At 36.6% G+C, this 24,761-nt stretch carries 18 protein-coding genes and 2 pseudogenes; 1 reads left to right on the top strand and 19 read right to left on the bottom strand.

The features are described from left to right. From F6K54_RS07200 to F6K54_RS07270, 15 genes are all read right to left on the bottom strand, one after another. A partial coding sequence (locus tag F6K54_RS07200) for a hypothetical protein (RefSeq protein ID WP_293076032.1) occupies nt 1–586 on the bottom strand: 586 nt, incomplete at its 3' end. Nucleotides 587–626: 40 nt separating this feature from the next. Then, entirely contained in the window at nt 627–1,124 is a 498-nt protein-coding gene (locus F6K54_RS07205) for a hypothetical protein (RefSeq protein ID WP_293076033.1), read from the bottom strand. Nucleotides 1,125–1,181: 57 nt separating this feature from the next. Continuing rightward, nucleotides 1,182–2,108 (bottom strand): isopenicillin N synthase family oxygenase, encoded by a 927-nt coding sequence (locus F6K54_RS07210; RefSeq protein ID WP_293076034.1) that lies wholly within the window; start codon nt 2,106–2,108, stop codon nt 1,182–1,184. Between the two features lie 54 nt (nt 2,109–2,162). Next, entirely contained in the window at nt 2,163–3,686 is a 1,524-nt protein-coding gene (locus F6K54_RS07215; protein ID WP_293076035.1) for a hypothetical protein, read from the bottom strand. A gap of 39 nt (nt 3,687–3,725) precedes the next feature. Beyond that, complete coding sequence (locus F6K54_RS07220; RefSeq protein WP_293076036.1) at nt 3,726–4,787, bottom strand: alcohol dehydrogenase family protein; 1,062 nt, start codon at nt 4,785–4,787, stop codon at nt 3,726–3,728. A 10-nt stretch (nt 4,788–4,797) separates the two neighbouring features. Beyond that, the gene (locus tag F6K54_RS07225) at nt 4,798–4,950 is read right to left on the bottom strand and encodes a hypothetical protein (RefSeq protein ID WP_293076037.1); all 153 of its coding nucleotides are present in this window, start codon (nt 4,948–4,950) and stop codon (nt 4,798–4,800) included. Nucleotides 4,951–5,129: 179 nt separating this feature from the next. After that, complete coding sequence (locus F6K54_RS07230) at nt 5,130–6,086, bottom strand: RNA-guided endonuclease TnpB family protein (protein WP_293076038.1); 957 nt, start codon at nt 6,084–6,086, stop codon at nt 5,130–5,132. A 58-nt stretch (nt 6,087–6,144) separates the two neighbouring features. Further along, a complete protein-coding gene (locus F6K54_RS07235) occupies nt 6,145–6,285 on the bottom strand; it encodes a helix-turn-helix domain-containing protein (protein WP_293076039.1) in 141 nt (46 codons plus the stop codon). Nucleotides 6,286–6,335: 50 nt separating this feature from the next. Then, nucleotides 6,336–6,776 carry a bifunctional 2-polyprenyl-6-hydroxyphenol methylase/3-demethylubiquinol 3-O-methyltransferase UbiG gene (locus tag F6K54_RS07240; protein WP_293076040.1) on the bottom strand — a complete coding sequence of 147 codons (441 nt, stop codon included), beginning with the start codon at nt 6,774–6,776 and terminating at the stop codon, nt 6,336–6,338. 1,018 nt (nt 6,777–7,794) lie between these two features. Then, nucleotides 7,795–8,532: a sulfotransferase family protein gene (locus tag F6K54_RS07245; RefSeq protein ID WP_293076041.1), complete on the bottom strand. Its 738-nt coding sequence runs from the start codon at nt 8,530–8,532 to the stop codon at nt 7,795–7,797. 383 nt (nt 8,533–8,915) lie between these two features. Then, nucleotides 8,916–9,842 carry an isopenicillin N synthase family oxygenase gene (locus F6K54_RS07250; RefSeq protein ID WP_293076042.1) on the bottom strand — a complete coding sequence of 309 codons (927 nt, stop codon included), beginning with the start codon at nt 9,840–9,842 and terminating at the stop codon, nt 8,916–8,918. Between the two features lie 742 nt (nt 9,843–10,584). After that, nucleotides 10,585–11,265: a class I SAM-dependent methyltransferase gene (locus F6K54_RS07255; protein WP_293076043.1), complete on the bottom strand. Its 681-nt coding sequence runs from the start codon at nt 11,263–11,265 to the stop codon at nt 10,585–10,587. A gap of 1,146 nt (nt 11,266–12,411) precedes the next feature. Beyond that, a complete protein-coding gene (locus tag F6K54_RS07260; RefSeq protein ID WP_293076044.1) occupies nt 12,412–12,579 on the bottom strand; it encodes a hypothetical protein in 168 nt (55 codons plus the stop codon). A gap of 195 nt (nt 12,580–12,774) precedes the next feature. Next, nucleotides 12,775–14,061, bottom strand: coding sequence for a phosphopyruvate hydratase (gene eno / locus F6K54_RS07265; RefSeq protein WP_293076045.1), 1,287 nt, complete (start codon nt 14,059–14,061; stop codon nt 12,775–12,777). A gap of 346 nt (nt 14,062–14,407) precedes the next feature. Then, nucleotides 14,408–14,863, bottom strand: a complete 456-nt coding sequence (locus tag F6K54_RS07270) for a hypothetical protein (RefSeq protein WP_293076046.1) — start codon at nt 14,861–14,863, stop codon at nt 14,408–14,410. Between the two features lie 1,685 nt (nt 14,864–16,548). Between F6K54_RS07270 and F6K54_RS07275 the strand changes: the two are divergent. After that, nucleotides 16,549–16,692, top strand: a pseudogene (locus F6K54_RS07275) (zinc ribbon domain-containing protein); the annotation flags it as partial. Nucleotides 16,693–17,077: 385 nt separating this feature from the next. Here the strand turns inward: F6K54_RS07275 and F6K54_RS07280 are convergent. The 4 genes and pseudogenes from F6K54_RS07280 to ltrA form a co-directional block, all read right to left on the bottom strand. Then, nucleotides 17,078–18,325: an FtsX-like permease family protein gene (locus F6K54_RS07280; protein WP_293076047.1), complete on the bottom strand. Its 1,248-nt coding sequence runs from the start codon at nt 18,323–18,325 to the stop codon at nt 17,078–17,080. A gap of 493 nt (nt 18,326–18,818) precedes the next feature. Further along, the gene (locus F6K54_RS07285) at nt 18,819–19,832 is read right to left on the bottom strand and encodes a polysaccharide deacetylase family protein (RefSeq protein WP_293076048.1); all 1,014 of its coding nucleotides are present in this window, start codon (nt 19,830–19,832) and stop codon (nt 18,819–18,821) included. A 192-nt stretch (nt 19,833–20,024) separates the two neighbouring features. Then, complete coding sequence (locus F6K54_RS07290) at nt 20,025–21,593, bottom strand: bifunctional pantoate--beta-alanine ligase/(d)CMP kinase (RefSeq protein ID WP_293076049.1); 1,569 nt, start codon at nt 21,591–21,593, stop codon at nt 20,025–20,027. An 805-nt stretch (nt 21,594–22,398) separates the two neighbouring features. After that, nucleotides 22,399–24,344 (bottom strand): annotated as a pseudogene (ltrA, locus tag F6K54_RS07295) (group II intron reverse transcriptase/maturase). Nucleotides 24,345–24,761 lie beyond the last annotated feature (417 nt).

Below are 24,761 nucleotides of genomic sequence, written 5' to 3' on the forward strand. Positions count from 1 at the left end.
CAGCAAAAACATAGCAGCATTTTTCACAACGACAACACCAAGGTTTTTGGATATTACAAGAATTTGTGGCGTAAGGTAGTTGGTCTCCTAATTTAAAAACTAAGTCAAATATTTTCACATCGTGAATGGCTTTGATTAAACTGGTATAATTAATATTAGTAAACATTCTCGCCATTTGTTTTTCTGTTTTTTCACTAGCTTCTAAGCTTTTTTCCCATTGATGTGTGATTGCTTCTCCTGAGTATTTATCAATTAAATTATGAGCATCAGCACTTTTTTCGTGACCAACTAGCAGAATAGGAATTTTATGAATTGCCTGAATAGGTGCCAGAATAAAAGGTAAGACGATACATTCTCCACTAGGAATAGTCCTAAAAGGTTTTTTGTACTCAAAATATCCTTGGGTGCGAGCAACTATGTTAGAAGACTCAACCCTTTGTTTAAGCCAAGGGTAATAAGAGTCCTCAAAGTAGATATAATGCTGTTTCCTATAGTTTAAATGTTGGCTAGCTTGAGTAAAAAGTTCTTTTTGTTCTTCAATATTGCCATAGGAATTATATAAGCAAGTTAGAATATCGTAATTCATTCCAGCTTTTTGTAAAATTAGACTACATAGTAAGCTATCTTTAACCTGAACCTGAACCTATAATTGTATCTACAGTCTTTTCTTCAGTTTTTAATTTGAAAAGAGGATAGGTAATATCTTGACCAAGTACTGATGTGTTAACTTTTATTTCTGGACCTTGGTATACAATTTTCCCAACTTGATAGCGATTTTCACTCCAGCATTTGAGGATCATCGTTTCCAAGAAATTGAGTAATTCTTGGTCAATGAATTGGCTATATTTGCTGAAGTCAATTTTTTGGGGAAGTACACTAGAAAAGCGTAGGCTAAATAATACGGCAATAACTACAGCAAAACATTTTACCCGAGCAGGAGAGGCTAAATTTGTATCTTCTAAACTGATTGAGTCATACTTGATAGAACAATCAATTTTTTCTCCATCTAGGAGATAGCGAAACCATATTTCATTTGATTTAACTAAAACATTTTCTAGGTAAACTTCCTCAACCAGAAAGTCTTCAAATTCTTCGCAGTTGAAATGATTTTTTGTTTCTAACATTTCTAACATTTGGTTATGGTTCTTATTTTATACAAACCTTAAATGAATCTTTAAACTTTAAGTTAATTCTTTTGCTCGACCTGCCCCTTCATGGGTTTCCCAAATTGATCGGTAATCTGTTAGCATTACGTCCATGGTGCTAATTTTTTCATCTGTGCCAAAAGGTTCAATAATTGAATCAATATTCGGATACAAAAATAGAGGAATTGATATGCGACTTACGGGAAGATTGTGAACAACTTCATGGGGTGTGCTGACAAATTTACCTTTCGTCCACATTTGCAATATATCACCTAAATTAATGACAAAAGCATCCTCTAGACATGGAACGCTGATCCAACGACTATCGGTTTTCACCCGCAATGATTCCCCAGGAAGGTTTTCTTGAATCAATATGGTAAACATTCCACTGTCAGTGTGCTTCCCAGCTTTTCCTGTTTCTGGGGGATAATAAGCAGCACGATGAATTAAAATCGGATCGGTAAAGAAGCGATCGAACCATCTTGCTTCTAGTCCCAATGCTAAAGCAATTCCCTTTAATAAAGGTGGAACCACTTTCGTCATAATCTCGTTTTGCAACCGATAATTACAAGAAGCAAAACCAGGTGCAACGGTGTCATCTGGAAAAATAGTCTTTCCTGTAAAAGGTTTCTCAGAATGAGGACGTTCTAAACCAAAGTTAAAAGATTCTTTCGGGTCAAAACCAGCTGTTCCATTAACAGCTTCACCGTATAGGGGAATGTAACCCCGAGAAGTTTTAGGAGAGACAGTCTGAATATCCTGTCGATACTCCTTTTTAATGGCCTCGGGTAGTTTAAAAAATTGCCTAGAAGCAGCGATCGTTTCTTCTATGACTTCTTTGGCAATACCATAATCATTCAAATAGAAAAAACCGCTATCGTCGCAAGCAAGATACAATCGCTCGATTTCCTGCGCATCTTCTTGTGCTAACTTTTTGAGGGAAATAATTGGCAAATTTTCCATATTGCTCCTGAGATTTTTGTTGTTAATTAAAATAGTTGTTTGTCAGGACTAGAATTATTGCTGGGAAGAGTTCCTTAGAACTGGACTAATTTTTTGCCACAACCATTCTGGCATAGTATGATGATTTTCATACACTTGACCGAATTGATTCTGAATTTGCTGAAAATAATTTTCTACAGACTTACCACTATTTTGCAACGGTGTCAAAATTTCCTGTTCAAACAGAGCGATACAGCTGACGCCACGCTCCGCGATCGCCTGATTTCTCACACCTTGTTGATAAACCTTGTAAAAATAAAGTTGAGTTTCCTCAGGCATTCCTACACATTCCCAAGGAATATAACCTTTTAATCCTAGTAATTCTGACCATATATATAAATTTTCTTCCATGGCGAAGAGGTCTTTACCAAAAGCTTTAATTACCTTTTCTCTATCTCCATAAGCGCAAAAACCAGCAAAAACATAGCAGCATTTTTCACAACGACAACACCAAGGTTTTTGGATATTACAAGAATTTGTGGCGTAAGGTAGTTGGTCTCCTAATTTAAAAACTAAGTCAAATATTTTCACATCGTGAATAGGTTTGATTAAACTAGCATGATGAATATTATTAAACATTCTTGCCATCTGGTCTTCTATTTTTTCATTAGCTTCTAAGCTTTTTACCCATTGATGTGCGACTGTTTCTCCTGAATATTTATCGATTAAATTAGGAGCATCAGCACTTTTTTCGTTACCAACTAGCAGCAGAGTAATTTTATGAATTGCCTGAATGGGTGCTAGAAGAAAAGGAAGGATGATATTTTCTCCAGCAATATTATGAAAAGGTTTTTTGTACTCAAAATACTCTTGGGTGCGAGCGACTATGTTATAACGATCGAACCTTTGTTGAAGCCAAGGATAATAAGAGTCCTGGAAGTAGATATAATGTTGCTTTCTATAGTTTAAATGTTCGCTGGTTTGAGTAAAAAGTTCTTTTTGTTCTTCAATATTGCCATAGGAATTATATAAGCAAGTTAAAATATCGTAATTAACTCCAGCTTTTTGTAATATTAGACTGCATAGCAAACTATCTTTACCTGAACCTGAACCTATAATTACATCTACAGTATTTTGTTCGGTTTTTAACTCGAAAATAGGATAGGTAACATCTTGACCAAGTAATGATTCGTTAACTTTTATTTCTGGACTTTGGTACACAAGTTTACCTACTTGATACCGATTTTCACTCCAGCATTTGGGTATCGTAGTTTGCAAGAAATTCAGTAATTCTCGATCGATGAATTGGCTGTATTTGCTGAAATCAAATTTTTGGGGAAGTACACTAGAAAAGCGTAGGCTAAATAATACGGCAATAACTACAGCAAAACATTTTACCCCAGCAGGAGAGGCTAAATTTGTATCTTCTAAACTGATTGAGTCATACTTGACAGAACAATCAATTTCTTCTCCATCTAAGAGATAGCGAAACCATATTTCATTGACTTTAACTAAAACATTTTCTAGGTAAACTTCCTCAATTAGAAAGTCTTCAAATTCTTGACAGTTGAAATGATTTTTTGTTTCTAAAATTTGCATTTTTTCCTGATTTTTATTTACTTAATATGTGAGTAGTTATTATGGTGTAATTACAACTTTACCAAAGAAGCTTTTGCTTTGAAAAAATTTCTGAGCTTCCTTAATTTCATTCAGGGGAAAAACTTTAGCTACTTGCGGTTTCAAGAGACCTTTTTCAATATACTGAAGCAAGTTTTGAAACACTTGAGGTTCAAAGCGAGTTGCTCCGATCATTTCTGTATCTTTGTAAATCAAATCTCGCAAGTCTAGCTCAACTATGGGAGAAGCGATCGCTCCTGCTGTCACATACCGCCCCCCAATACTCAGCGCTTTGAAAATTATCTCAAAATATTCTCCACCTACCACATCCACGGAAACAGTAATTTCATGCTGCGCCAAATTTGATGCTAATTCATCGTTGCGAGGATAAATATAATCAGCACCTAATTCCTTAACTAAATGTTCTTTATTTTTGCCGACAATTGCAATAACTGTTGCTCCTCTTATTTTAGCTAACTGAACAGCGGAACTCCCCACACCACCAGAAGCTCCCATAATTACAACAGTGTCTTGATAGCTAACTCTTCCTTTTGTTAAGAGATTTTCTGCCGTAGAATAAGAACAAGGTACAGTAGCTAGCTCAACATCTGACAGGGATGAATTAATCGGATAAACATTGGTGGCAGGAATAGCAACATATTCGGCAAAACCTCCATTCAATTCACTGCCCACATATTGATATTTTTCCCGATTTTCTAACCTGATCCACGGATCAACAATTACCCTTTGATTGAGAAATTTAGGTTCCACATCCGCGCCTATTTCTACAACTTCACCGACAATATCTGCACCTTGAATTCTGGGAAATTTTATCCCAGTCTGAGACCAACCTGTAGATTTTTCCTCATCATTTTTCTTAGTATCTTGGAGAATTTCTTGAAACCCTTCATCTGCTGCATACCATCCAGTACGGGTATTTATGTCTGTATTATTAACAGAACAAGCACCCACTTTAATTAAGACTTCTCCCTGCTGAGGAATAGGTTTTGCTACTTGGGTATATTCTAATTTTTCCAGTCCTCCATACCCAGTTAGCAGAACAGCATTCATTAATTGTGTCATAGTTGCTCTATTATTTGTAGCTTACCAAAAATTTGCCATCAATAATCTGATATCCTTGCTTAAATCCAGCATCAGTCAGCGCTTGAGTTGTCTGTCGTCCATCAAAAAAATAAAAACGGCAAAATTGTTCGCCGAGAATTTCTCCATTAGCTTGAGAAAACACATACCACTTATCAAGATAATTTCCCTCTTTCTTGATTTTCTGCTCATAAAAAATCTCTTCTTTGATTTCCTTTTTATAGTTGGTATGACCTCCCTGAATTCCTAATGCTAATAATCCACCGTTCTTAGAAACCTACGATAATCTATAAAAATCTATGATTATCTGTTCCATTCCTGCTTCTACCTGGCAACGTCGGCGTTATCCAGTCCACAGGCTGACACGGACGAACTGCCCGCCATAGCTAAATTTAACGCTGCATTTCCTACGGAATGCTTCGCAAACAAGTCTCGATCGCAACTGAAATTGCAGTGTTCACAATTGAATACACGCTCCGATAAAGACAGAGACTGTTTCACCTGACCACAGTGAGAGCAAGTCTTAGAGCTAGGAAACCATCTATTAACAACGATTAACTCAGAACCGTATAACTCACACTTGTACTCTAACTGTCTTCTGAATTCATAAAAACCCATCTCGCCAACAGCCTTAGCTAGCTTATGGTTAGCCATCATGCCTGATACATTTAAATCTTCTATTACTATCTGGCTGTGGTTTTTAGCCAAGTAAGTAGTTAGCTTGTGCAATGTATCTTTTCTGATGTTAGCTATCCTTTTGTGTAACTGAGCTATCTTAAGTTGAGCCTTTTTCCAGTTCTTAGAGAATTTAGTTTTATGTCTGTTGAGGTATTGCAACCGAGAGAGTTTAGCTTCTAACTTTCTTAAAGATTTAGCACCAACAAAAACTTCACCAGTAGATAACGTAGCTAGAGATTTTATACCTAAGTCTACACCAACTACATCTACTGATTTATCACTAATTTGGGGTATCCTTTCCATTTTGAAACTAATAAACCATCTATCAGCTTTTCTGCTAATAGTTACAGATTTAGGAGTTACATTACCTGGCAAAATTTCATAAGTTTTAATCCATCCAATTCGAGGTAGTTTTATCTGATTAAAACCTACCGATATTGAGCCATCTAGAGTAAAACTATCATCCCTACCTTTTTTCTTGAATTTAGGTTGACCAGACACTCTGTTAAAGCAGCGCTTCCAAGCTTCTGATAAATACCTTAAAGCATATTGAGGTGCTGTTTTAGATACTTCATAATACCAATAGTTTTTAGGTTTGACCATTGCTACTAATAGTTTATGCAAATCAATAGCAGTAGGAAATTTCAGCTTACTCTCAGGATTATTGGAATTGTGCTATACGGATGTTTCTAGTTAGCCATAACCCCCAATTCCAGGCGTGACGAGCTACACCAGAGTGTTTAGCCAGTAATGTTTTTTGTTGGTTATTCGGATGTAGTTCAGTATGATATCCAAGTAGCATAAACAGATAATCCCAGATTTTTATAGATAATACCAGATTTTAGCCAACAGTTACAAACCCTCGTCTAACTGACTGTGTAACTTTGCTAGCAACTGCTTATTTTTCTCTGGATCGCTTATGTGACTACAAATTCTATATTCTCCATTTTCTTCCACTACACAAATAACGCCTCCAGTTGAAACTATAGCTTCAAACTTTTCCTTACTTTCAAATTTTATAATATCTTCACAAATCAACCTAACATCTGAATTCCCTAATCTCTCCTTAGCAATTTCCAACATTCGGGGAGAAAAATCAACGCCAACAATGTTATAGTTTGCCAAAGAAAGCATTTTTTCAGTAAGTAATCCAGTTCCTATACCAATATCTAAAACTTTTCTTCTAGTGCCAAGTAAGTTGTACAAGATATTGCTAAGGGAATCATAGTTAAAGTATCCACTTGTCAATAGATTGTCATAATAATTTACTATCTCAACGTACTCGTTAATCATTTATTTTTATAGTAGGGAGTAGGGAGTAGGGAGAGTAGGGAATAGGGAAGATTTTTTTAGAAAAAAAACACGGAAAATGATTTTTTGAGTTATTATAGCGCTGTGCGCAGGCAACAGGCAACAGGCAACAGGCAACAGGGGGAATAAAAAGCTTATCATATAACACTTTCAGCTATTGGACACCTCCAGCAATTTGTAAATATGCCAGCGCTCATTGCTATACACTCTAGTTTATAGAACCCCTAAGCGTATCTTTTAGCTCTCTCCACCAAATGAGGGAGTAGGGAGTAGGGAGTAGGGGGGAAATAATTGATGACACGCTCTACAATAAAAGAGCATGATTTTTGATGATTGGAAATATCTTTCTCCGAAAAGATATATGCTTAAGTTAAGTATAAAGAGCGTACACCTAAATTTTTAGAGATGCCACTCAGGGGTTCTATAGGAAATAAAGGGCAAGTTTATTTTCTGGAGATGTCTAATACCAAGCGTTAAAAAAGAATGTTATATCATGTCCGGATAATTAGTTATAAAAAAACTTTCTCCTTCAACTCCAGTTCTTCTTCTTTCTTCCCTCTTTCCTCCTGACTCCTGACTCCTGACTCCTGACTCCTCCGTAGTTATTTATTTATCACTGTTCAACCGGACATGATATTACGAATAGTTTGGTCAACAAAAATGGTTAAAGTCAGATGTATATTTGGCACAATAGAACTATTTCAGGGTCAAAAATGATAATAACAGCCCTTTATACTGACTATTGACTATTGACTACTAGAAACAGTTCCAGTATTTGTAGCAAACATTTATCACGCTTGGTATAATAGACATAGCTGTAAAAATCAAAAATAAAATCAATTCTTATACATAAATTATCAATTATTTCTTTCTGTTGCCTGTTGCCTGTTGCCTGTTGCCTCTTTTCTGGAGATGTCTAATCAAAAATCTCAAATCACTCGTTATTGTACAACGCCATTTTTATAATATCTATCGCGATACATAAATAATGCGCAACAGCTTATTCAATACGCAACCGATATTCATAAAGTTTTTGGTAATAAGGTAAACAATACTCGTATGCTTGTTTTAAGTGAGCGTTATCTTCTATCTTCGCATAATTTTTTGGCTTTGGTTCATGGAAATAGGAACTTGAGAGTGCATAAGTATGCCATCCACCCTCCCATTCTTTGATTTGAGTTTGAGACTCAGCTTTCCATTCTAAAGCTTCTTTAATGAACGGTATGTCTACAGCTTTGCAATAAGCCTTAATAGTTGCTTCTGGCTTTTTTACTAAATCGTCCGAATCAATTAAGGTTGGTACTTTTCCACCGATTTCCTTAACCTGATGAAATAGCTGATAAACTCCTTCATATCCAGCTTCTTTTAAAGTAAAATCAGGTCTCAACTCAAAAAGTGATGGGAGCATTTTGATTGGATTTCTAATCAGAAAAGTATTCTCAAAATTAGATAAAAACTCTTGGTTAGCTATATGCATGACATAGTAGCTCATGTCTTTAATAAAAACTGGTTGCTTTTCAGTTTCTTGCTTTAACTTTTCCAAAATAGAGCTGAAATTATATTCAGAGCTTGGCTCTATGTCTGGATAACGAGTAGTATTACAACGTTCTTTACTGTAGTAATAAGATAGCCCAAAAGGTTCGTCATGTACCTCAAAATCTCCCCGTTCCTGCATCATGCACTCAAATGCAGTGGAAGTAGCTCGTGGCGTTGTCCACAATGCTAATATTTTTTCCATTTTTTATAATCCAGTTTAAGCAATTTGATCGCAATTCTCTAATCTGTGAGGTACAGGTATTGGCTCCCTTTTTTAAGAGGGAGCATAGGGGGTAGCTATACCTCGTTTAACAGAGAAAGGCTACATCTATAAAGATGGGAATCGCATTTTGACATTTTTCCGTGGTATTTCAAGTTGCGATTCATGACTTTTTTTGAAAATACAAAAAGCCTTTCTTTTTCTAAACAAATTCGTCAGCATTCAGCTCTTATAAGGGAATTTTAATATACAATGTTTCAGCCAGCTAGAGAGCGTAAAATTTAATTCTCACTCAATTAGTAAAGCTTTTATTTAGAACTAAAAAGAAGCAATAGCTGAAGTGCTGAATGCTGACGGCTGAATGCTTATACTAATTCTTTGGCTCTACCTGCCCCTTCGTAGGTTTCCCAAATTCCCACAAAATTCTTGATCATTACTTCCTGAGAAATAATTTTTTCTTCAGTGCCAAAGGGTTGGATTACTGTATCAATATTCGGATAAACAAACAATGGTATGGAAATCCGAGTTGTATCAGGATTATTATGAATTACTTCATGGGCAGTGCTGACAAATAACCCATTTGTCCATGTTTGTAACAGATCCCCTAAATTAATTACAAACGCATCTTCTTGACAGGCAGCATCTATCCATTCTTCTTTAGCATAAACTCTTAAAGAAGGTTGAGGAAAGTATTCTTGGATTAAGACTGTGAAAATTCCGTTATCGGTATGTTTTCCTGCTTTCCCTACCCCTGCTGGATAATAAATGGCACGATGAATTAATACTGGATCGGTAAAAAAGCGATCGAACCAATTTGCTTCTAATCCTAAAGCTAACGCTAATCCTTTTAATAATTTAGGAACCACATTTGTCATTATTTCATTTTGTAACTGAAAATGAGAACTAGCAAAACCTGGGGCTACACTATCGTCGGGAATAACATTGGGACCGGTGAACGGTTTATCAGACAGAGGTTTCTCTATACCTAAATCGAAAAATTCTTTTAAATCTCCTTGTACTCCATCCAAAAATTCTCCATACAAAGGAGAGTAACCCCTACAAGTTTTGGGATAAACTTTTTGGAGTTCTTGACGGTAGTTTAATTTAACATCTTCAGGTAGTTTAAAAAAATTCCGAGATGCCTCAATAGTTTGATTGATTATTTCTGGGGAAACTCCATGTTCTTTAAGATAGAAAAAACCATGTTCGTAGCAAACATCGTACAATTTTTTAATTTCTTGAGGGCTAGCTTTTTCTAATTCTGATAAGGAGATAATTGGCAGACTTTTCATAGTATCAATTTTATTTACCTATACAGTTCAATTTACCATCTAAATTTCCGCAATAAAGATCATAGAGTTAGCTAATCTTTGCTTTCTTCTATTGCTAGAAAATAGTTAAAGTTTTGGTAAAACCTAGGGAGTTGATTCTATCAGGTTTTCTCTTTGACTTTTTTGCCGTCCTTAGAAACCTACGATAATCTATATAAATCTATGATTATCTGTTCTATTCTTGCTTCTACCTGGCAACGTCGGCGCCTGTCCAGTCCACAAGCTGAAACGGTCGTTCGCGTTAGCGTTGCGGAGCAATCGCAGCTAAGAATTATAGATTATACCAGATTATGGGCAACAGTTACTAGCCCTATAGCGAAATAACAAGGGCTATCTTAAAAAGACTATAGCGCTGCGCGCAGGCAACAGGCAACAGGCAACAGGCAACCCACCCCTAACCCCTCCCAGGAGGGGAATAAATTGCCGATAATATAAGACTTTTAGCTATTAGACAGTTCCTGTAATTTTTAAATATGCCAGCGCACATTGCTATCAGACTAATTCAAAAACAGTACCCGAGCGACACTTTTAATATCCTGTTCCTAGAGAAAAGCAGGAGTAGTGCTGCATAACTTTTCGGGGTAGAAAAATTATCAGAATCAACATCCTAGGTAACACTAGCTATACGCGATCGCTAAAGCTGTATATATGGTTAGCTTTTTTCTTGGCTAGTTTTCATTCTTCACTTACAGCAGCTTGTGGATTAACAAACTGCAAATGCCCAATAGTGCGCCCCTTCTTCGGCAATATATGGACCATCCTTAACATGGTTGACCAATTTGACTTTACCTTCTTGTTGGTAGCGGTTGCAAATCTCTTGGAAATTAGTGCTATCGTAATAGCTCTTGCGGGTACTTACTACCACCCAACCACCTGGTTTGGTAATTCGGATTAGTTCTGATAAAGCAGTTGGTGGCACATGACCTAAAGTGAACACGCCACAACAAATTGTCGCATCATATTGGTTGTCCTCATAAGCTTCATTTTGTTTGGTGAGGTCAATTCCACTTTCCAGAAAATTATAAGCACCTGTCGAACGAGCTTGTTCTACCATTCCTTCAGACAAATCAGCTCCATCTACACCATGATAACCTTTTTGCTTGAGGACAGTACCCACTAAACCTGTACCGCACCCTGCATCTAGAATTTTGATCTGACGATCGCTCGAGTCTACTGTTTTTAAGCCATTATTGCTTTTCAGTGTTGTCAATAAGTTGACAATATATTCTGGTCCTATATACTGTTCATTGGACACATCGCTGTTATATGCGACCGCCCATTTGTCGTAGTATGTTTGGATCTTTTCAGCATCACCAGACAGAGTATGAGCTTCTTTTATTGCGTCAAAACTCTCGTTTTCTTTACTCTTTACTGCTTGATTCATTGTTTTTATTCCTGACTACACTACTTTTGTATAATTTACTGTTTTCATGTTAAGTTTCTAGTTTGTGTTGTACTAAGAACCCATAACTAGATAATGTTTGAGGTGTTTTCGAGCTTGTGCTAAATTAAACTCTCCCTCAACATTTTTAACGCTTTACTTGGCCTAATAAACTCACTCAAACCTAGCCAAAACTGATTTTTTGGGAGACTAGCTTTGGTCTTTTTTTGAAGAGTACTAAGATACTTTTTTTACCGAATTATTAATTATTAATTATTAATAATTAAATAATTCGCGCCTTGAAGCCTCCCCTTTTAAGGGGAAAAAGCGGTCGTTAGCGGAGCTTCCCGTAGGGTGGGATGGCGTTTTGCTCCGCAACATATAAAGCGGAGCGGCTCTGTCAAGAGCGGGTCTCCTCGCCATATCCATGAGACCAAGAGAAAAGAAATAATATCTCCTGATATTCAATTCAGTAACGGTTAAAACCCGAGGTAATTATCAATTATCCATTATCCATTATCCATTAATGAAACCCCCTAGTTGCTTTCTACATGAGGCAGAAATAGTTTAACTAGCTAGTCATCAATTCTGAGGATTCAGCTATCAACTAAAATCACTCGCGCTCAATATCCTCACTATATTTTCCTCCATTAGTGAGTGGTACTGGTGGTAGCGACAGGGATGTAATATCTACGATTTCGTTCTACTAAACTTACCCAAACTATCCCAAAATTACCCAAAATAATATCTTGAACTTTGGCAGATCAGTTCATGCGCGTGCTGACGCAATGCTCCGCAAACACCGAAGAACGCTGACCGCAGTCTGTAACTCATCTTCTCCAAAGGCTTCAAATCCCTTGGAAATCAAGCTACTTACGCACAGAGTTTTCTAGTTACCTAGCTTTACTTGCTGAATGCTATCTTGTTATTCCATATCTTAATTGTATTGAGTACTCAATACTTTGCTGAGGAGATAGCATAAGGCAAGCAGGTTGTCAACAGAGAACTTTTTCATCACTAATTTTCCCTATTTAATATGACAAAGGGCTTCGTCTCGATCATTTTTTGGTGATTTCAAGTATTACATTAGTTTAGATTAATTTTCGCCTTCTATTATATGTGTACAGATAATATATGTATAGCAGGATATCATACTTTCTCGATTACGGTTTTTACGCCTGCCGCAGTCGCTGCTTCTGTTGTTTTTTGATCTCTTTCATTTACTCTATTCCACTCGCTTTTGTCCAGTAATTGAAATATGATTGGACAGCCCATTGTCCCTGTGCCAATGAATGAAACGTTAATTTGATTTTCCATCAAAAATATTCCTGATTGACGATATAACAGGTTTAACAGTTTCAAGTTTAGTTGAGAAAATCACTATAGTCAACAGTCAACTTTTGGCTTAATTGCTAATAAATGGGAAGAAACTCTGGTATTGCGCCATTTGAGTTTCTATCCCTCATAGTTTTCCTATTGTTGCTTAGTTTTTTATGGTATTAAACCACTAACCTAATTTCGGCCTTTTGGTCCTAAACCTACTGTACCCGCATAGATGGCACGATCGCCTAACTCATCCTCGATCCGTAACAGTCGATTATACTTAGCTACTCGTTCGCTACGACAGAGAGAACCTGTTTTGATTTGACCTGCCCGTGTTCCTACTGCCAAGTCAGCAATAGTTGTATCTTCTGTTTCTCCTGAACGGTGACTGATAACGGAGCGGAAACCATTACGAGTTGCTAAGTCAATAGTTTCTAGAGTTTCAGTTAGGGAACCGATCTGGTTAAGTTTAATTAAAATTGAGTTACCAGCACTCATATCAATGCCTTTTTGTAAACGAGAAGGGTTCGTAACAAATAAGTCATCTCCCACTAATTGAATTTTGCTACTTAATTTTTGAGTGAGCTGTACCCAACTGTCCCAGTCGTCTTCATGTAGGCCATCTTCTATGGAGACGATGGGATATCGATCGACTAAACTAGCTAAATAATCAATTAATTCAGTAGGAGAATGAGTTGCGCCGTCGTAAATATAGTTACCATCTTTGTAAAATTCGCTAGCAGCTACGTCTAATGCTAGAGCGACTTGTTCTCCTGGTTTGTAACCAGCTTTCTCTATAGCTGCAATTAATATATCTAATGCTTCTTGGTTTGAACCTAAGTTGGGAGCATAACCACCTTCGTCTCCTACTCCACCTAGTAAACCTTTGTCTTTTAGAACTCCACTGAGGGTAGCGAAGACTTCTGCACCCCAGCGCAGTGCTTCTTTAAATGAGGGCGCACCCACAGGTACAATCATAAATTCTTGAATGTCTACGTTATTAGCAGCGTGGGCACCACCATTAATTACATTCATTAAAGGTACTGGTAGCAGACTGGCTTGTGGTCCACCTAAATAGCGGTATAGTGGCATACCTACAGCATTAGCGGCTGCTTTAGCGGTGGCTAGGGAAACAGCGAGGATAGCATTAGCACCTAAATTACTTTTATTGGGGGAGCCGTCTATTTCAAGCATTTTGCTATCAACTGAGGTTTGGTTGAGAGCATTGATTTTTAGTAGGGCAGGGGTAATTTTTTCTTCAACGTTTTTTACTGCTGTGAGTACCCCTTTACCGCTGTAGCGTCCTTTATCTCCATCCCGCAGTTCGTGGGCTTCAAAGCTACCTGTAGATGCACCACTGGGCACTTGGGCTAGTCCAATTATACCATTGGCTAGGTGGACTTCCGCTTCTATTGTTGGACGACCACGGGAGTCGAGAATTTCTCTAGCGTGGATTGATTCAATACCTGTCTCCATATTTTTTCTTCCTTATTCTGTTAAGTTTGATGGTGTTTGCTAAATACTAATTATGGGTTTCTGACGCTATGGGGAATCGTCTTTGTCAACCCAAATTAGCAAAATTTAGCATTTCCACTGACACAATAGAAGGTTAATCCGGCTTTTGAGCTAGATATCAAAAATGTTTAATAATTTTATTAATTCCCTTGACGTACCACTAATTTTCACTAAATGTGTGATTTTTAATTTTTTTTTAATCATTTTTTGAAAAAAAATATTTCATATGGATATTCTAGAATTTTGACGATTCATAAGTTTTAATTATTTTAAATTATACGAATCATTGAAAATTTTAAAGTTAGGCTTAGGCAGATTTGGGATTAAAGCTAATTGCCGATGACCAACTTTGAAAATCTGGTGCTACACGAATTAATTTTTTATGAATTTCGTCTGTCACCCACAATACCAATGGAAAGTGAAAGTTTTGGAATTTATTTCTGAGTAGGTTAGCTGCTATTAATAATCTATCTAGAGTATTAACTGATTCTAAACTCTTGACCATCAAAGCTTTTGGAGAAATAGGGCCTAAATTTTGGTTGATACTAGAGTAAAGGGTATCAGTAGAGTAGTCTAATGCTAACTCTTGGTATTCTACAGGGTATTCTTGTTTAAGTTTTTCGAGAATCTGTTCTCTTAATTCTGGAGAATTACAACGGACTAGAATTAGGGAAAAATCACCCTCAGACATAGTTAAAGCCCTCGCTAATTTTCTGAGCGATCGCTCATCATATTCAATTTTACTTTTGCTGATGTTAGACATTTTGAGTCTGTCCTCAATTTTATATTTAGATGATCGGCGATCTAAAGTTATTTGATTATTTATATATAACAGTAATTGTATTGTAAGAATATTGATTTGTATCTATGAGTGTTAGTGAGAATTATGGCGTAAATTTTGTTCTGTATCACTAGGTCATAGTGACTCAGCTCAAGGCCAACAACAACCTTTGTAACATTTAATTTTAAAATTAGTTGTATTTATTGATTTATTGTCAATAAATATAACCTAAATAATACATTTAATTATAAGTAATATTACTTATTTTTCAAGTGAATACAAAATCATGAGTTATAGTTGAATATTAATGATGAGTTAATTCTCCAAAATATACTGTTTTTTACTATACAAAAAAAAATTAATTGTTTTATCTAGACTATCTCTATTTGTATAAACAACTAGAAAAATTCATATGATAGCTTTACTGAAAATCAAGAAAAATAAATGTATTTTTAGCTTTTTTTGATTAAAAATTATCCAATTTACCTGAGATTATATATTTTTTATAGGAATATAATAAAGAGAATATTTGTTGGTTTAGCTAGGTAAAAATTGTCAAATATAGTAAAGATTAGATTGATAGTTTAAAAACTACTTTTTGATCGTTAGATTTGATATCAGGAAGATTTAAGCGCTCTTTAATTCAAAGTGTAGAAACTTAATACCAAATGAATATAAAGTTGCATAGAATAATATCTTAATCAGAGTTAACTGTAGATCGAAACAGACAAGTTAATAAATTTAATCATTTTGTGGAGTATCACATCAAATTGGTATAACACCTAATAGGTAACACCTAACTCTGTAGGATTTACGCAAATTTACTTTTAATATCAAATTCGGTTAAACAGTTATATATTGCTTATAGCAGTTTTCATTAACTAGGGTTTGCTGAATTTGTAGGGAGTAGGGAGTAGTTAGGAGGTAGAAGAAATGGGAATTACAGAGTCAGTGGCCAAAACAATAGTCATATCATGTCCGGTTGAATAATTAGACAATGGTTGTCCGAAGGCAGGAGGCAGGAGGCAGGAGGCAGAAGGTTTTCTCAAGAGTGTCACCTTTGGTAGAAGTAAGAAAGAAGGAAGAAGGGATAAATATTGAAAAAAAGGGAAAAATGATATAAATAACTATCTAAAATGAGCTGAATTAGCTATTTTTAAGCATATCCGATCAAGGTCTACCTTTTTGTAGCATTCTTTTTTCAAATTGGTATTAGACCGAAAACAGGCGCACTTTTTTCGACAAAAAAAAGCTGAAACCAATATCAGTCAATGCGCGCGATATTTTTTCAGCCAACCCTAGTTATATCATGTCCGGTAGCATCGGAGCGTGTATAAAATTAAGGTGACACTCTTGAGAAAACCTTCTGCTTCCAGCATAGCTGCCTTCTGCCTTCCTTCCACCAAAGTCTAATTATTCAACCGGACATGATATTATGTCTATCTTTTTTCCCTTTTTTTCAATATTTACCCCTTCTTCCTTCTTCCCTCTTCCTTCTTTCGTACGGACGTTGCATGCAACGTCCCTACCATCTGTAACAAACATTTATCACGCTTGGTATAAGTGGAATGCTCAAAAAGCGGTGCGATCCCGCGACGATGTCAGCTCGCTTGCGGAACGCGCACCAAGACATCACAAATTAGCAAGTGCTATTGCTGCCATACAGATTTTATGAATTTAAGCGTCAGCTTAGATACAAGTGTGAATGGTACGGCAGTGAATTAGTTATAACTTCGAGATTTTATCCAACTTCTCAAATATGTTCAAACTGTGAGCATCAACAGAAAATGCCGTTAAACTTGAGAACTTACAGCGCTTTTCATTTGAGTAGACCACAAAATTATTTTTGGCGCTTAGAGTAGGGAGTAGGGAGTAGGGAGTAGGGAGTAGAAAAATGCTTTTGGGTTGCCCATACTAACTGTAGTCTATCCATGTGAAAAGCGCTATATGAGTGTAGTGATATCATGTCCGGTAGCATCGGAGCGTGTATAAAATTAAGGTGACACTCTTGAGAAAACCTTCTGCCTCCTGCCTCCTGCCTCCTGCCTTCCTTCCGCCAAAGTCTAACTATTCAACCGGACATGATATGAATGCGGTTTTCATGTTGACAGCAGCGTTAAAATCTCTGTCAGCTTGAAAACCCTACTACCTACAACCTTCTTCAAATCGACTTGCGACCAATAATTGAAATTATTTCTAAGCTTTAAATACAATTGCAGGATCGATACGAGTTACTTTTTGAATAGCAAAGAAAGCTGAACCGACACACATAAAAACAGTTACACCTAATACTCCAAGTGCAGACAAAGGTGTAATCAAAATAATAATTCCTTTGCTTGCCACCCAACCACTCAACCCTAAACACACCAACATCCCAGGGAGATAACCTAAAACTGCCATCCAAATTGCCTGCTCCACAATTACTGCATACAATTCCTTATCAGATGCACCCATTGCCTTGAGAGTACCAAATTCTTTCAGGTGATCGGACACAGATGAATACAAAATTTGTGCAACCACTACTATGCCTACAATTATACCCACTACTGCACCCATTCCCAAAACTAAACCAATATTTGTTCGTGCCAACCAAAAAAATCTGGTTTTTTGAGATAATTCATTTTTAGTGTAAGCATTGGTATCTGGCATCGCCTCTTCTATTCTTTGTTTTAATACTTGTAAATCTTCACCTGGTTTAGCTTTGACTAATATATAGGCGATCGGATCTGCTACTTCTAATTCTTTTGGTGCTGGTGTTTCTTCCAACTTTTGAGTGAGGTCTTTTTGTTCTACTACTTTTGTACATTGAAAATTTCCTGCTCCTACAAGTTTGCACTTAAATTCGGCGTTAATACCTGCATTAATATATGTATTCGCGTTTTCTAGGGATGTAAATAATAAGGTACTTGATACAATTGACTGGGTACCTTTTGTCACTGCGACTAATTTTGCTGGTAGGGAACCTGCCTTCGCTGTTGTTCCTACTCCTTCTGCAAGCATACTGGATAATCTACTTTGGTCGGCCATCACTGCGAATGGTTGTTTCAGGTCGCTGACTTTACCCTCAATGACATTTCCTGGGTTGAACAGTTGTCCATCTTGGTTAAATCCCACCACCATTAATGGACTCATTTCTCCATTCTGAGGCCGCCATCTGACTGATCCTAAAATTAAAGCTTCTGCTTGCTGGACACCTTCTATAGTTTTAGCTTGATTCAATTGACCGTAAATTAGGGGGTCTGTCAGCTCGAAGTTGACCATTTCATTAGAGGCGATCCAAATATCTGCATTGGATTTATCTATTAGTAAGGTTGTGGAACGAGCAAACCCATTTAATATGCCTGTTTGAATTGTCACTAAGCTGACTGCAAATAATATTCCTGCTTGGGCTACGATAAACCGAGGAATATCTTCTAATAAATTTTTGCGAGCTATGGAAGCCATTTTGTTTTAGCCAAAAGTCCTAATAGATAGGTTTACCAACAATATAACAATATCAATTTGCGCTACGCGCTAGGGAATAGGGAATAGGGAACAGGGAATAGCAAACTTTCAACAATTAATAATTAACAATTACCTCTCCTTGAAAAGAAGAGGATTGACTCAAAAGACAATTTTTTCTTGTTTCTCCTTTAAAGGAGAGGCTTTAAACCTTAATTATTCGGTAAGTAGGAAATCAAAAATAAAATCTTTCTCTTTCGTCGTTGGATTTACAGCGTATTTCATATTATTCAGGTACACAAGTCTAACACTTCACCATTCATAATTTTTACAACTAATAACTAATAACTGATAACTGAAAAGGGAGAGGGTTGAAGCTCAAGGAAAAAAAGAAATTTTTTCCCCTTGAAAGAGGAGGGTCTTAACCTGAATTATTTAATTATTAATTATTAATTATTAATTATTAATTATTAATTATTCGGTAATATCTTATAGTCTACTCCTTGTCCTCTTGTGCATTTGTTTCTTGCTTTTTCACTTCTCTTTTTTTTGCTAATTCTGCTTGATGTAGCTCTCTATCTTTAATTGTTAGTAATTCTGGTATAGTAACAAACTCATAACCTTGTTTTTTCAAGCCAGCAATAATATTGGGCAGAGCTTCAACAACGTGACCTCTTGGGCCACCTCCATCATGTAGTAAGACAATTCCGCCATTACTGGCTTTATTCAAAACTTTTTTCGTAATTTTTTGGGCCGATCTATAATACCAGTCTACAGAATCAGCAGACCATAAGACTACAGTGTGTTTCCGTTCTTTGGCGTAGTCGGCTAAACCATTAACGAGGACACCTCCAGGAGGACGAAATAGGTTAGTAGTCCTACCTGTTATTTTATATATCAGGTCTGCTGTACGTCCAATTTCGCTTTTGATCCGGTCTGGACTCATTTTACTACTTTTAGAAGGGTGGTTCCATGTGTGGTTAGCAATAACGTGACCTTCTTCTACAATTTTTTTGCCTATTTCTTGACGTACATTTAAATGTTGGCCGACTACGAAAAAAGTTGCTCGAATATTATGTTTTTTGAGAATATCTAATATTTGTTCTGTAGTATTGTTCCACGGGCCGTCGTCAAAGGTTAAGGATATTACTTTTTGTTTGCTATTGAGAGTAACATTTTTAACTGTTTGACTTTGGAATCTTTTGGGGACACTAAAATTAAAGGTTTTTAATTCTAATTCCCTCAGTTCTTGCTTAGTATTATTAATTTTTTTAGCAACAACAGAACTAATTTTAATTACTTCTAATGGAGTTTCTTTGTTATTTGTTGATTGATTTATTTGCTTTGTATTTGTACTTGTTGCTGTTTTTACTGTAGTTGCTTTTGTTGTTGTTTGTTGATTTGTCCAGATTTCCATGGGCAATAACATCCCGATTAAGAAACTTCCACTAGCAGCTATCAGTGTTGCTAAAGATTTTCCTTGTCTGGATAGTGAACCTAAGTTTGTCATATTTTTCCTACACACCTTTATAGTTATAGTTGCTTGAAATTATTCAGTGATTTTTTCAAAGTTTTTCTATTTTTTAGGTAATTTAACTATTGTTTTAACTCTGGAATAATCACTATTATTCAAAATATTTTTATTTAGATTGATAAAATACTTAATTCTCCTCCTGAGTTTCATGTAACTAATCTTAATCTACTAAGTACTTTCCGGATTTTTTTGTGTGTAAAGATCTACAATTTTCTGAGTAACTTCAGCTATGCTTAAACCATCGGTGCTAATTTCTATAGCATCTGGAGCTTTTCGTAAGGGAGAAATTTTCCGGTTAGCATCTTTTTGGTCTCGTTGAATAATATCTTTTTTTACCTGTTCTAAGCTGATATTAGTTTGACCTTTTTGTTCTAACTCTAGCAGTCGTCGTCGCGATCGCTCTTCGGCAGAAGCTGTTAAAAAAATCTTTAGTTCAGCATTGGGAAATACATGGGTTCCAATATCTCGTCCTTCTGCTACTATTCCTCCTTTAGTTCCAAATTTTTGTTGTTGCTCTACCATAAAATACCTGACAGTTGCCTGAGCTGCAATAGCTGAAACATTATTTGTAACTTCTCTGCTCCGAATTGTTTCTGTAACATCCTGGCCATTAATCAGGACATGGTTATGTTCAGGGCCATTGAAGCTAATCTGACATTGACTTACTAATTCTGCTACTTGAGGTTCATCTTCTACTGGGATATTAGCTTGTAAAACCATCCATGTTACGGCTCGATACATTGCCCCGGTGTCTAAGTACAAAAGTCCTAATTTTTGTGCTACTAATTTGGTTACTGTTGATTTGCCAGCTCCAGCGGGGCCATCAATGGCAATTATTGGTTTACGGTTTCTCAAAAGTATATTATCTATTAAACGGCAAGATCCAATATGAGCAGCGATCGCTAATAAACCTATATCTTGAATATTTTCTAAAGGTTGTAAACTTTCTGGATCTACTATTTCTACATACTCTAGTTTTATAAATGGTAAAGTTGCTAATTGTTCCTGCACAGCATTTTTAATTTTTTCGACAATATTTGCTGCATTTCGATTTTCTAAAAATACTTTTCTACCATGACAAAGAGAACTATATAATATGGCAGCTTGCTGTTTTTGTTCGACAGTTAAATATTGATTGCGAGAACTAATAGCTAATCCTGAAGCTTCACGAACTATTGGACAAGAAATAATATTAACTGACAAACTGAGGTCTTTTACCAACCTTTGAATAATTGCTAATTGTTGAGCATCTTTTTGCCCAAAATAAGCATTATTTGGCTGAACTAAACTCAATAATTTAGTTACAATAGTAGCAATTCCCTGAAAAAAATCAGGTCTAGAAAGACTACACATAATTGATGTCATGCTAGATGGGGGAATAACTGTAGTTGTCTGATTTTGAGCGTTAGTAGACAACTCATTTTCCATGCCCATCGTTTCAGGACTGGGAGCAAAAATAATATCTACTCCTTCTTGTTCGCATAGTTTTTTATCTGTTTCTAACTGCCGAGGATATTGTTGGAAATCTTCAGTAGGAGAAAACTGTAAAGGATTAACAAAAATAGTTACAACAGTAATTTTATTCTCTTCTCTAGCACGTTTAATTAAGCTTAAATGTCCTTCGTGTAAAGCTCCCATTGTTGGTACTAAACCAACAGTATGTGGAGATTTTTGTAGATCATTTTTCAATAAATTTAAGTAGCATTGCAAAGCTGCAATAGTGGTAAATAGACGCATTTTTTAATAAGTATAATATTGATAATTGGCAATTGATAATAGGAACAGAAAGATTAAGTAGTAGCGTGACATACCTAAAATTTTGCAATAGTAGGGGCGGGTTCCACGTTAAATTAATAAGTCTTAACCAATTAGATTAACCCGCCCCCACCCCAATAATCTAATGCTCTTTTAAATAAGTAAGGAAATTTATTTTTAGACCGACTGCTCAAACATAAGCATATTTTATTTCTTATTCCCTATTCCCTATTTCCTAATGACAAATGTTAAATTAATTTTGCACAGGTACTTACTTAACCAACAGAAAAAAGGAGGGAAAAGATAGACTTTTCCCCCTAGCTATTTCTATCAAAAATGGAGCGAGTGAAGACTCCCGGTATAATCTCCGATTTACCGGGATATGAATCGCGACCAAACAGACAATAAGCACTCCATTGAGATAGACTTATGATGCAATAGAAACATGACAATACTGAGGTCTCACTGCGACCTTTGCAGATCGTAGAGTAAATTGACAATCGTTGGCGTACTGTCGGAGACTGGCAAAAGTCTAGATAAGTGCCACTCAAGCATTAAACCGCGCCGATGTGAGGTTTGGCAATCTCCCATTATAATCTTTGATTTAACGGAAGAGGATACCAATAGAGTCACTACTCATGTAGTCATGTAGAGTGAAAAATTAAATAAATAAATTAGGACTTACGCAGAAACTCTACTTATGGCTAGGGCGAATGCCATTCGCCCCTACAGATGGTGCTTCAAAGGTCAATTTGCGTAAGTCCAGTAAATGCCAAAATTAGTTAAACTAAGCCAGTTTGTTACCAAACCGACTCGTCTTCAGAACCGGACGTGAGACTTTCACCTCCAAATCGGCTCCTCTCTTAAACGTCCCTTGTCATGGGTACACCCCTAACTTAAAATCAACATATCGTCAACCCATAAATAACCTTCAGGTAAGTCCTGTAACTTTGGCGCATGAATATGTCTTTTTATCTAAGGCAGTTTTAGTATCGTGGCAATGTCGGTGCAACAATTGTTTATTCTTATATGTGTTGTCACCACCCTTAGACCTTGGTATTATATGGTCAACTTCCAGTAGGTCAGTCGGTCTAAAGGTTAGTCCACAAAATGCGCATTTATTATTTTGCCGTTTTAACAGCGTTGTAACTTCTTTCCTTACGCCCGGATATTTACCAATTCTATTACTCCAATAAGTCCAGTCGCCGTCATAAGGGGATTTATTACCTTTAACTTTTATGTGCCTTATGATAGGTACATCAGAGTGTAGGTTTAGTATATATTTGCCGTCATTAAGTACCCAATCTCGGATTTCTTTGCAGCAAGGATAATACTTTTCTTTCACCCATTGAGCTGACTTATTTGGATGCCTTCTACTTGACCATCTCCATAATCTTTTCCATAAGAGATTGTCTAAGTTATAGAATATCTCTTTACTGACTGTTGCTGAGTAGTAGTTAGCCCATCCTCTGATTATCGGATTTAACTTAGCTATTAAAGCTTTAGCAGGAGCGGTTTTGTGAGAATCACATATACCCGCCAATTTCCGATAATGAGTTTTTATACTTTTAGATGATGGCTTAATCAGCGTTTTATACCCCCGTTTGGTTGACTTTATCTTCCATTGCCTGATTGTGAATCCCAGAAAGTCAAATCCGGGTTTATTTCCCTCGTACTCTTCCAAGGTGTGGGCAATTTTGGTTTTTTCTGGTTTTAGTTCTAATCCTACCTGGCTTAACCATTCCTGTATTACGGTTTTTGCTTTTAACACTACTTTGATGTCTTCATGTAGGATAACAAAGTCGAGACTCATAGCGTACTAAGCTGAGGCTATTACGTTTTTCCTTTTTATTCTTTTTGCTCCCAGATGGGTGCTTGAGTTCAAGTTTTTCTGCAAACTTTTTAAGTCTTTCCTCCATACCGTGCAGGGAGATGTTTGCGCTTTTGGGGACTTATTACCCCTCCCTGTGGTGTACCTTCCACAGATTTTAGGAATTGATTATTATCGAACACTCCAGACTTTAACCATTGTTTGATTAATCGTCTGTAAGGAGATTGTCCTATCTTTCCTAAGAGTGCATCGTGGTTAATTCGGTCAAAACATTTGGATATGTCAGCATCTAACACATATTTTGGTTTTTTATTGATGCTGCTAAAGATGGCCTCTATGGCATCATGTGTTGACCACCGGAAAAGACCATAGCTATTAGGCTCAATACGTGCCTCCCACTCTGGTTCCATACCCAACTTAACCAAAGCTTGTAACGCTCTGTCGTACATCGTAGGGATGCCTAATGGACGTTTTTCATTTTTACCTGGTTTTGGTATATAGACCCTGCGGGTGGGACTTGCTTTGATGTGGCGTGATGAAAGTAGGTCCACCAAGTTTAGTCGCTGCATAGGAGGTAGGTTTTTGATGCCATCTATCCCCGCAGTTTTCTTACCTTGGTTATCCTGTGTCACGCGTCTGACAGCCAGCAACCTTGCGTAATAACTTTTTAAAAGAAGTTTTTGGTATCTGCGCATCTTGCGGAGTTCGCCACGGCTGGATGCAATGTATATCAATTTTTGTAATCGAAACACAGATTTCTCTACCTTCTTCCAATTAATATCCTTCCATTTAAAGTTAGGATTGATTGAAACTTGTGAGGGTATATCCTCTGTATCCCATGCTACGCTTAAAAATGGCTTAGGGTTTCCTAATCTTCTTTTTAGTGTCTGAGCTTTATTCATTACTATTCATTGCCTTACATTACGTCTAACAGTGGATAAGTCTGCAAATAAAGCTTTTTACCCAATCCTACTCTCCCTTTGACCTGCAACCGTTGTGCAAATTGACTTTGAATAGCGCACCTTCGTTCTCGACCTATATTCTTAGGTGTCAAAGAGAGGTTTCTTCGTTCCCTTATACCTTTAATTACGACTGATTTAGTGGGGCAAATTCTCCCGGAGGGTGCGATATGATTGTTGATGATTCCAGATCTATAGAATCACCCATAGACCCTCTGACTTACGTCCTACATTCTATAGCTGCCTTGAGAATGGATTTCACTAACGAGAGTTTAATTGCCTTCCTGTTCGTCCACTTGTCAGTCTCTGTTAGGAGTCTCACTTATTTGGTAGTTAAAGCTTTAACCCCATTTAGACCAG

This window comes from Okeania sp. SIO3B5 (assembly GCF_010692555.1).
Classification (GTDB): Bacteria; Cyanobacteriota; Cyanobacteriia; order Cyanobacteriales; family Microcoleaceae; genus Okeania.

Coding starts and splice junctions, on each gene's coding strand:
- F6K54_RS07205 (WP_293076033.1), bottom strand. CDS start 1,124: ATGTTAGAAACAAAAAATCATTTCAACTGCGAAGAATTTGAAGACTTT.
- F6K54_RS07210 (WP_293076034.1), bottom strand. CDS start 2,108: ATGGAAAATTTGCCAATTATTTCCCTCAAAAAGTTAGCACAAGAAGAT.
- F6K54_RS07215 (WP_293076035.1), bottom strand. CDS start 3,686: ATGCAAATTTTAGAAACAAAAAATCATTTCAACTGTCAAGAATTTGAA.
- F6K54_RS07220 (WP_293076036.1), bottom strand. CDS start 4,787: ATGACACAATTAATGAATGCTGTTCTGCTAACTGGGTATGGAGGACTG.
- F6K54_RS07230 (WP_293076038.1), bottom strand. CDS start 6,086: ATGGTCAAACCTAAAAACTATTGGTATTATGAAGTATCTAAAACAGCA.
- F6K54_RS07235 (WP_293076039.1), bottom strand. CDS start 6,285: ATGCTACTTGGATATCATACTGAACTACATCCGAATAACCAACAAAAA.
- F6K54_RS07240 (WP_293076040.1), bottom strand. CDS start 6,776: ATGATTAACGAGTACGTTGAGATAGTAAATTATTATGACAATCTATTG.
- F6K54_RS07245 (WP_293076041.1), bottom strand. CDS start 8,532: ATGGAAAAAATATTAGCATTGTGGACAACGCCACGAGCTACTTCCACT.
- F6K54_RS07250 (WP_293076042.1), bottom strand. CDS start 9,842: ATGAAAAGTCTGCCAATTATCTCCTTATCAGAATTAGAAAAAGCTAGC.
- F6K54_RS07255 (WP_293076043.1), bottom strand. CDS start 11,265: ATGAATCAAGCAGTAAAGAGTAAAGAAAACGAGAGTTTTGACGCAATA.
- F6K54_RS07260 (WP_293076044.1), bottom strand. CDS start 12,579: ATGGAAAATCAAATTAACGTTTCATTCATTGGCACAGGGACAATGGGC.
- eno (WP_293076045.1), bottom strand. CDS start 14,061: ATGGAGACAGGTATTGAATCAATCCACGCTAGAGAAATTCTCGACTCC.
- F6K54_RS07270 (WP_293076046.1), bottom strand. CDS start 14,863: ATGTCTAACATCAGCAAAAGTAAAATTGAATATGATGAGCGATCGCTC.
- F6K54_RS07280 (WP_293076047.1), bottom strand. CDS start 18,325: ATGGCTTCCATAGCTCGCAAAAATTTATTAGAAGATATTCCTCGGTTT.
- F6K54_RS07285 (WP_293076048.1), bottom strand. CDS start 19,832: ATGACAAACTTAGGTTCACTATCCAGACAAGGAAAATCTTTAGCAACA.
- F6K54_RS07290 (WP_293076049.1), bottom strand. CDS start 21,593: ATGCGTCTATTTACCACTATTGCAGCTTTGCAATGCTACTTAAATTTA.